The sequence below is a fragment of the Dendronalium sp. ChiSLP03b genome (genome assembly GCF_034531165.2).
Lineage (GTDB): Bacteria > Cyanobacteriota > Cyanobacteriia > Cyanobacteriales > Nostocaceae > Dendronalium > Dendronalium minutum.
In genome coordinates this window covers 48,687-56,852 of sequence record NZ_JAVRBR020000130.1, presented here as the reverse complement: position 1 = coordinate 56,852, position 8,166 = coordinate 48,687, and the positions used below count along the sequence as shown (strand labels likewise).

The 8,166-nt window shown below is 46.1% G+C and carries 8 protein-coding genes; 2 read left to right on the top strand and 6 right to left on the bottom strand.

Annotation, left to right across the window (positions count from 1 at the left end; translation table 11 throughout):
• Positions 1-145 precede the first annotated feature (145 nt).
• Entirely contained in the window at positions 146-376 is a 231-nt protein-coding gene (locus tag RMY31_RS30525) for a hypothetical protein (RefSeq protein WP_322663066.1), read from the top strand.
• Between the two features lie 94 nt (positions 377-470).
• Positions 471-1,010, top strand: coding sequence for an alpha/beta hydrolase (locus tag RMY31_RS30520; protein ID WP_322663064.1), 540 nt, complete (start codon positions 471-473; stop codon positions 1,008-1,010).
• Here RMY31_RS30520 and RMY31_RS30515 read toward each other — a convergent pair.
• The 6 genes from RMY31_RS30515 to rimP all read right to left on the bottom strand — a co-directional run bounded on the left by RMY31_RS30515 (position 1,004) and on the right by rimP (position 7,933).
• Positions 1,004-1,201, bottom strand: a complete 198-nt coding sequence (locus RMY31_RS30515; RefSeq protein WP_322663062.1) for a hypothetical protein — start codon at positions 1,199-1,201, stop codon at positions 1,004-1,006. The two genes, RMY31_RS30520 and RMY31_RS30515, sit on opposite strands and share 7 nt — an antisense overlap.
• Positions 1,202-1,207: 6 nt before the next feature.
• The gene (locus RMY31_RS30510; RefSeq protein WP_322663060.1) at positions 1,208-1,819 is read right to left on the bottom strand and encodes a low-complexity tail membrane protein; all 612 of its coding nucleotides are present in this window, start codon (positions 1,817-1,819) and stop codon (positions 1,208-1,210) included.
• A gap of 135 nt (positions 1,820-1,954) precedes the next feature.
• Positions 1,955-5,074: a translation initiation factor IF-2 gene (gene infB / locus RMY31_RS30505; protein ID WP_322663058.1), complete on the bottom strand. Its 3,120-nt coding sequence runs from the start codon at positions 5,072-5,074 to the stop codon at positions 1,955-1,957.
• Between the two features lie 456 nt (positions 5,075-5,530).
• Entirely contained in the window at positions 5,531-5,776 is a 246-nt protein-coding gene (locus RMY31_RS30500) for a YlxR family protein (RefSeq protein WP_322663056.1), read from the bottom strand.
• 154 nt (positions 5,777-5,930) lie between these two features.
• On the bottom strand, positions 5,931-7,208 hold the full coding sequence (gene nusA, locus RMY31_RS30495) for a transcription termination factor NusA (RefSeq protein ID WP_322663054.1): 1,278 nt from the start codon (positions 7,206-7,208) through the stop codon (positions 5,931-5,933).
• Positions 7,209-7,471: 263 nt separating this feature from the next.
• Positions 7,472-7,933 carry a ribosome maturation factor RimP gene (gene rimP, locus RMY31_RS30490; protein ID WP_322663052.1) on the bottom strand — a complete coding sequence of 154 codons (462 nt, stop codon included), beginning with the start codon at positions 7,931-7,933 and terminating at the stop codon, positions 7,472-7,474.
• Positions 7,934-8,166: the final 233 nt, after the last annotated feature.

Below are 8,166 nucleotides of genomic sequence, written 5' to 3'. Positions count from 1 at the left end.
AGAACAAGTTCTTAAGAATCTCAGGAATAAAGCTCATGCTCTCGGCCTTGAACTTGTGCCAATTTCGCAAGATACGCAAAATACTCCATTCTTTTCAACCCTTGCTACATAAGCCTTACGCAAAGTGTTTCTTCAGAGAGTGTTTGTGAGAAATTCTCCGCGTCCCCCTTCGGATACTCTTCTCCCAGGGGGAGACGCTGCGCGAACGAGAAGGGCTTCGCCCAACGGAAGTTTTGATTCGACAGGAACCGGAGCCACTTCGGTCTTGGGGTTTCACGCCAGTCCGCTCAATGGGGGGAACCCCCGCACGCGGCTGGCTCCCCAAGTGCAAGAAGTGGCATCTAAGACTCCAACTTCCTCACCGCGTCTTCTCTAAAATTTCCCCAAGACAGATGCCTAGAGTCAGATGCTACAACTCATGGTGCTGGATATTATCTTAGAAAAAGTAAACCTTTGGGAAATCAGAGGAAATGCGTTGTCAATTTTTGGCGCTGCGTCGAGTCTTAATTTCAGGAGTTACTAGCTGTCTTCTACTCTTGGCTACTCCTGCCTTTGCTGCTGAACGAGTATTGCTAAAGTATAGTGTTTTACGTGAACCTATTTCAGTACAGGAGCTATCTACCTTTGCCCAAACTGGCAAACTTTCAAATAAACTGCTACTTATAATAACTTTGGCGCAACAAGACCCCGATATAATTAGGCAGTATTTGACTACACCAGTGAAAATAAACCCTGTAGTTTTAGATAAAGTTTTGAATAGCGAGATTGGTATCGCTACATTAGATCGATTAAGTCAAGTTATTCATCCACCATCTCAAAAAGGAGATCGCCAGGCTTTACATTCTGCTTTCGTACTTTCTGCAAGCCAAGATGAGCAGATAACATTGCTAGAAATAATTCAAAATTATCCCACAGCGGAAGTGGAAATTGAAGGAGACCGTTTGGAGGGTGCCTACCGTCAACTCCGTCGCTTGCAAGAAAGTTTACAAGATATCCTCAGCCCTCAATAAGCTAAAGTTTCTAGGGTTTCCCGCAAATAACGCTGTACCTGTTGTTCCAGACGCAGTTCTTGCAATTGAGCAGTGCTTTCTAGCTGCCAGCGCTGGAAACCAGAACTAGCTGCGATTGCATCTTTAAGATTGTCCCATATTTCAGTATCACGAGAAAATTGGCGATCGCTAGCAGCTTGAATTTTAGCCATAGTTTCTCATTCCTCAGTTTCAACTTTGACAGTCCGCTGGGGCAAGATGTGATTCACCCGCACCCCTAAAATCGTGAAATCCTGCTTAATCTTTTCTAAAGATAATGGTTCTAAGGCAGCAAATTCTGTCTCATTTGTCACTAAAATTCGCATGACGCTCACGGGAATTTGCAAAAACAGATTGCTTGCTAAAAAGGTTAAACCGGCTAGCAGCAAAGCTAAACTACGCCATTGGGGTAGAAAACTAGCTACATTGATGACCCGCGGAGCAATTTGATAGAGTTGCCACAGCATCCCAATCGATAATATGGCTGCCACCAGAGCTAGTACGCGATTTATTTTTGTATTAATTAAGCAAAGAATTTTTCGTTGCTGCTCAGTCAGATTTTCTGGCTTGAGCGCTATTCCTAAGATAGCAAATATGTAAAAAGGGCGACGCAATTGCATCCAAAGTAGTGGTACAACACCAATGGTTGCTACTAGGCATAGCTCTATCCATACTGGCAAAACTGGTTTGCCTACCGACAAGAACAATAAACACATTACCAACAGAATTGGCAAAGTCGCTAATCCAGCGACGTGAATCCACAAGATTGGTTCAGAGCGAAATGAGCGCATATGTAAAGTGCTGGGTGCTGAGTTGTGAGTGCTGAGTTGTGAGTTTTAAGTTGTGAGTTTCAAGTTTTGAAATTAAATTTTTCTTTACTCAAGACTCATTGCTTTCACTCAGTACTCAGCACGTAATACTCAGCACTATTTTGTCAATGTGAGAGTACGACGCTTAGTCACCATTTGATAGGCTTCGATGATGTCACCTTCAGCCCAGTCATGGAATTTATCAACGCCAATACCGCATTCATAACCGGCATTGACTTCACGGGCATCTTCTTTCATCCGTTTGAGGGAATCAAGGACACCTTCATAAATGACTTTACCGTTACGACGCACCCGCAGTTTGCAGTTGCGAATCAGTTTGCCAGATTGAACGTAACAACCAGCAACTGCACCGCGACCGACTGGGAAGACGGCACGGACTTCGGTTTGTCCTAGAGGTTCTTCCACCAACTCCGGTTCTAGTAGACCTTCCAAGGCTCCTTGGATATCTTCTAGGAGTTTGTAGATGATGTTGTATTCTCGGACATCTACACCAGCTTCGTCGGCAGCTTGTCTGGCTCCACTGGCGTAAGTGGTGTTGAAACCGATGATTACAGCATTACTGGCGGCGGCTAAGTCGATATCTGTCTCGGTAATTTCTCCAGCAGTAGCCAACAGCATCCGGATTTGGACTTCGTTTTGTGGAATTTGCTTGAGCGCTCCCACAATGGCTTCCACGGAACCTTGTACGTCTCCCTTCAAGATCAAGTTGAGTTCTTTCAACTCGCCTTCTTGTGCTTGGGCTGAGAGGGTTGTCAGGGTGACACGTCCCTGCAATAGACGAGATAGGCGTTGTTTATCAGCGCGATCGCCTGCTAGCGCTCGTGCTTCTTTTTCGTTCTCGAAGACCTCGAAATCATCGCCTGCTGCTGGTACATCACTTAAACCCAGCACCTCGACTGCAAAGGAAGGAGAAGCAATATCTACTCTTCTGCCTCTGTCATCGACCATTGCCCGGACTTTACCAAATGCTGAGCCAGCCACCAGCATATCTCCCACATGGAGAGTGCCATTCTGAATGAGTAAGGTAGCAACTGCTCCTTTTGCCTTATCCAGATGTGCTTCAATCACGGTTCCTTTAGCGACACGATCTGGGTTAGCAGAGAGTTCTTCTACCTCTGCTACCAGCAGAATCATCTCTAGGAGGGTATCCAGGTTTTCGCCCTTGATAGCGCTTACGGGAACCATAATTGTCTCACCACCCCATTCTTCTGGTGTTAGACCATATTGGGTGAGTTCTTGTTTGACGCGATCGGGCTGTGCCCCTTCTTTGTCAATTTTGTTGATCGCTACAACAATTGGGACTTCGGCAGCTTGAGCATGGCTAATAGCTTCAATGGTTTGGGGACGTACACCATCATCAGCAGCTACCACCAAAACAGCAATGTCAGTTACCCTTGCTCCCCGTGCCCGCATTGCTGTGAAAGCTTCGTGACCGGGAGTATCCAAGAAGACTATCTGCTGCTTTTTACCCTCATGTTCGATATCCACATGGTAAGCACCAATGTGCTGGGTAATGCCACCAGCCTCGCCAGCTGCAACTTTGGTTTTACGAATTGAGTCGAGCAGAGTAGTTTTGCCATGGTCTACGTGACCCATAATTGTCACTACTGGCGGACGGCGATGGAGATTTTCCAAGTCTGTCACGTCAATCATTTCAGTGACTTTGCGGGCTTCTGCTTCGGGTTCAGCCGTTTCGACTTCGATTTCTAGCTCTTTGCCTACCAAGGTAATTGTGGGAATATCTAGGTTTTGGGTGATACTCACCGCCATACCTTTGAGGAACAGGATTTTCACAATTTCTGTATCAGCCACAGCCAAGAGATCGGCCAGTTCTTGGACTGTCATCGGACCTGTCACCACAACTTTTTCTGGTCGTTCGCGCTTTGTTTCTACTTCTTGGCGACGGTTTTGGTCGCGGCTAGAACTAGTTCTCTTACCTCTAGTCGTTGGGGCACTTGCAATTGCTGTGGCTGCTGTTTGTGCAGGTCGAGTCGCCTTGGGCTTGGGGGGACGGGCGATGGAAAGGCTAACCTGAACGGTTGCTGGTGATTCGAGATCGTCATCATCCAGGAGATCGTCTTCTTCAAAATCGTCATCCAGGATCGGCTTGACTCGTTTGCCTTTAACAACTCCCTTGCCAGCTTTTTCTTTTACCTCGTCAATGATTTCCTCTTCCTGCCACTTTTTCCCACCTTTGTTTATGCGAGGTGGTGTTGGGCGTTTGAGATCGAGGAGATCGGGTGCGATCGCGTCATCTCCAGCCTCTGTTTTTCCAGTCCCTCCTGGAATCGCTCTGGGCGGAGTCGCAATCGGCATAGCTGCTACGGCTTCCGATGGACGTACTGGTCTTGTAGGTCTTTGTCCATCTCCTAATGGAGCCGACCCAGGAGGTCTATTGCCTCTTTGCTCCGGTTTCATTGGCGACGGAGTGGGACGAGCCTGTTTTTGAACTGGAGCTTGTGGCGCTTCTGTCTGCGTCGGTTTCGCCACCTTGGGTTTAACGCCGTCACTGCGATCGCGCTTGAGAATTGGTTTCTCTGCCGGACTTCCCTGATCGCTTACAACGTAAGATTTTTCCGCTGCTGGTCTTGAGGGTGGAGAAACCAATTGTGGTTTCTGGGGTTTTTCCGGTTTTGGTCTGGGTGTAACGACTTTTTCCGGTTTTTGTACTGCTATTGTTTCCGGTATCTGTTCCGTTACCTGTGTCTGGGGCGTTTGTTCTGCCTCTGTAACAGTAGGTTCTTGGGAATTCTCAGATTGATTCCGGGGTACAGGTCGAGTTGGTGCCGTCGGCTTCATGGGCGAGACAGGTGTAGCGAAGGGCCGTGGAGGTGCAGGAGAATTAACTTCAGAAGAAGCAACTTGATTGTCGATAGCAACTGACGCATCTGGGGCGTTGGAGGTAGAATTTCTCAATATTTTGGGCTTGCGAATTTCCAAAATTTGTTGTTTGTGAGGTGGTGCAGGTCGGTTACGAGAGCCAGTTTGTGGTGAATTTGGTTTATGACTGGATGAACCTAGTTCTTTTTTTGGCATCACATTCGTAGATGCTAGTTTTTCGGCAGCCGTCCGGATACGTTCTGCCTCCGATTCTGAAATTGTGCTGCTATGGCTTTTGACCGCAATATTGAGCTGGTCGCAAATTGCTAATAGCTCTTTGTTATCCAAATTCAATTCCTTTGATAATTCGTAGATTCTAACTTTGCCGTTGTTCATCCACTCTTCCCCTTTAATTTACAGTTTTTTAGCGGATGGCTGCCTGGGAGTGCGACATCTCCATCCTTTGATTACTGTTTTTAGGTTGCCGTTAAGATTTTGCCGGTGCCTCCAATCAGGAAAGAGAGATGTTTCGGTTTAATGCTGGCATCTCCACCAGGAATGATGGTTGCCGAACTGCGCCTGAGCGCTACCAGGTTGCCATTCTGTAGTTTCTTGTTTTGCTGATTCTGAGTTTTCCACAACACAATCGAGTGAAAATTGTTGGGAGTATTGCTTTGCTACTCTTTTTGTGAAAGAGCCGCTTGCTAACTACACCCATTTACTATTTTGACACTAACCCCAGCAATTGCAGAGGGTGTGATTATAGCGCGATTAGTTCGGCTTTTGACACATATCCTCTGGGGATTACCGTTACAAAGTTGTTCAACTTAAATTTTATTTTGGGGTATTGTTTTAGGCTAGACGCTGCCACAATGTTTGATACAGTGTTTCTGGCACTGATGCATGTAGCGATCGCCCTAGTCGATTTTTTTTCTGAGCCGCTTGTAGGCAGCCAGGTTGCGGACAAATATAGGCTGAACGCCCCATGCCCCGATCTAATTGTACCTTTCCCGAAGGAAAGACGCGGACAATCCGCCAAAAGTCTTCTTTTGAACTGACTTTGCGGCAACTAATACAACGCCGATAATTCGGTTTCATTGGTCTTTGATGACCTCAGGTTAGCATTTTGGTTATGAAAATAAAGTTGATGATGCCAATCTTTATCTCTACCAAACCAACTATTCTTATCCTAAATAATTATTTAAGACTAGTATTGAGGTTAATCGTACCGGAACTCAACGCAGCTAATAAGTTACTCTTCATCGCTAGGCTCAAAAGATTCTTCATCTAATTCTTGTTGATTGTCATCTTCATCTTCTAGTTCTTCTTGTTCAATGTCATCTTCCTCTAGTTGATATTTGGTGTGGGCAGCGGCGAACTTGGCATCTTCTCCTGCATGGTCATATTTAGCTTTGTCTTTGATGTCGATTTTCCAACCAGTCAGTCGGGCTGCTAAACGAACATTTTGTCCTTCTTTCCCAATAGCTAAACTTAGTTGATCTTCTGCTACTAGTACATGAGTTTGTCGAGTTTCAGTATCCATGAGACGTACCTCATCCACCCGTGCTGGACTCAAAGCGTTAGCAATATATGTTGCTGGGTCTGGAGACCAGCGAATTACATCTATTTTTTCACCACGTAATTCGTTGACTACTACTTGAATTCGCGATCCCCTAGCTCCAATACAAGCACCAACTGGGTCTACATCGCGCTCCAGGGTATCTACAGCAATTTTAGTCCGGGGACCAACATAACGTGAGGGGGGATTGGCTTCCCGTGCTACGGCAACAATCCGTACCACTTCATCTTCGATTTCTGGCACTTCGTTGGCAAACAGATAAACTACCAAACCAGCATCAGCTCGAGATACCAATAACTGCGGTCCCCGTTGTTGCCCTTGGGAGACTTTTTTGAGGTATACCTTGAATGTGGCATTTGCTCGATAATTGTCGTTGGGCAATTGTTCCCGCTTTGGTAATTCAGCTTCAACTTCTGGCTGACCAAAGCCGCTATTTACTGCCAGAATGACTGATTGTCTTTCAAACCGCAGGACTCTAGCTTGCAATACAGTACTTTCCAAATCTTGGAACTCTTCTTGCACCATCTGGCGTTGCTGATCCCGAAGTTTTTGCGCCAGTACTTGCTTGGTTTGCATCGCCGCCATTCGCCCAAACTCTCCTTGATCTGGAGTAACATCCAAAACTACAGAGTCTCCCAATTGAGCTTCGGGCGCTACTTGTTGTACTTCATCTAGAGAAATCTGATGGTCGGTGTTGCTGACTTCTTCGACAATCGTTTTGGTGGAAAGAACGCGAAACCCTTCTCCATCAATATCGAGTTCTACTTCAAAATTATCAAAGTAATCTTCGTCAAACTGTTTTCGCTCCAAGTTTTGGGCGCGACGATATCTTTCGTAACCTTTCAGGAGTGCTTCTCTAATAGCTGATTGAACTGCTAAACGAGGTAAATTACGTTCCCGACTTATACTTTCAATTAATTCTTTTAATCCTGGTAAAGTAACCATTGACATAAGCATTCTCCTTAAATTTTATGTAAGCGCCCAGCAAAATTTAAAAATTAGGAGTTAGGAGGAGGTGGTGCGTTGGGAGACACTGCGTTGCGCGGGTTTCTCGCGTTTAAGCAAGTGTCGTCGGCTTTGCCGACTTGTACTCCTTCTCCTAGGTCGCCGCTAGCGCGAACGGAGAACCCGCAGGGTAGCAACTGCCGTTTAGGAGTTAGGAGTGAGGAGAGACGCGATTAATCGCGTCTCTCCTCACTCCTAACTCTCAACTCTTACCGTCGCTCATCTAGCTGCACCCTAATAATTAGGGAGCGGGGAATTTCAACTACACGTCCTTTTTGATTTAAATAAACTGCTGTGTCATCTCGGCGAATCAACTGACCAGTCCACTCTTGCTGTCCGTCGTAGAGTTGGGAAGTGGAGATAATTACAGGAAATCCTTTAAAGGAAATAAACTCCCTGTCGGTTACGAGTTGGCGCGAAATACCAGGACTGGACACTTCCAAGACATAAGCATCTGGAATAATCTCCGCCGCATCTAAGGAGGCTTCCAAAGAACGGCTCATTCTCTCACAATCATCTAAACCAGTATCCTGCTGGGGATTGCGAATATCTACCCGCAATACTGGTGGACGTTGGTTAGTGTGAAAAACTATGCCAACGACTTCTAAGCCCAGTTCTTCTGCTACTGGTGTCGCCAAATCTATAATTTGTGGGACTAAGGGATGAGTCATGCGAGAAATCAATAAAAAAAGTGGGCATCGACCCACTTCCTGCGATATGGATATCTTCCAAGAAGTCTTGTAACGAACCAATAGTGGTTCGCCTCTAATTCGAGTTTAGCGCATTTCTTTAATAGTCAATAGTCATTAGTCACTGGTCAGTAGTCAGTTGTTAGAAGGCAATAGGCAAGAGTCAGTGGTTATTCTGTGTGTTCCCCCGCTTCCCCGTCATCTCCCTCTGTTTC

What these genes read in the sequence shown, in the direction of transcription:
- RMY31_RS30520 (WP_322663064.1), top strand. Translation starts at nt 471, where the DNA reads ATGCGTTGTCAATTTTTGGCGCTGCGTCGAGTCTTAATTTCAGGAGTT.
- RMY31_RS30515 (WP_322663062.1), bottom strand. Translation starts at nt 1,201, where the DNA reads ATGGCTAAAATTCAAGCTGCTAGCGATCGCCAATTTTCTCGTGATACT.
- RMY31_RS30510 (WP_322663060.1), bottom strand. Translation starts at nt 1,819, where the DNA reads ATGCGCTCATTTCGCTCTGAACCAATCTTGTGGATTCACGTCGCTGGA.
- infB (WP_322663058.1), bottom strand. Translation starts at nt 5,074, where the DNA reads ATGAACAACGGCAAAGTTAGAATCTACGAATTATCAAAGGAATTGAAT.
- RMY31_RS30500 (WP_322663056.1), bottom strand. Translation starts at nt 5,776, where the DNA reads ATGAAACCGAATTATCGGCGTTGTATTAGTTGCCGCAAAGTCAGTTCA.
- nusA (WP_322663054.1), bottom strand. Translation starts at nt 7,208, where the DNA reads ATGTCAATGGTTACTTTACCAGGATTAAAAGAATTAATTGAAAGTATA.
- rimP (WP_322663052.1), bottom strand. Translation starts at nt 7,933, where the DNA reads ATGACTCATCCCTTAGTCCCACAAATTATAGATTTGGCGACACCAGTA.